This window comes from Campylobacter sp. RM12654, from assembly GCF_020137585.1.
GTDB lineage: Bacteria > Campylobacterota > Campylobacteria > Campylobacterales > Campylobacteraceae > Campylobacter_E.
The window spans coordinates 1-380 of record NZ_JACGAR010000091.1; the positions used below are offsets into that span (position 1 = coordinate 1).

1 protein-coding gene is annotated in these 380 nt (G+C 26.6%); it reads right to left on the reverse strand.

The genetic code is table 11. From position 1 onward, the window contains the following. The coding region (locus AVBRAN12654_RS09445) for a hypothetical protein (RefSeq protein ID WP_336614400.1) at positions 1 to 380 on the reverse strand (380 nt) is incomplete at both ends.

The following is a 380-nucleotide window of genomic DNA, read 5'->3' on the forward strand; positions in this document are numbered from 1 at the left end:
AATAGCGTATTCTTTTAGTCTTAAATCTATTTTAGGCTTTTTATCAATTTGATTTTTTTCAGTGTATTTATATAGATTTTCTAATTCTTCTAAATATTTTTCTTTACTCTCATTTAACATAAGTTCATCTAGTGTTAATGAACCATCTTTATTTTTATCCTTTAAAATAGTATCACTTAAATCCTTTGAAATAGTATTATGAGCTTCATACATTTCATCGCTAATATCATCTCCTTTAGCATTAAGTTCTACGCTAGTAATTTGCAATAAATTATATTCATTTATCTCGCCATCAAGCCTTACTCCTAGCCTTGAGTTTAACATCTCTTCTTTACTAAGCACTGCATTTTGGCTAACTTCTAAAAATTTATTAGCAATCT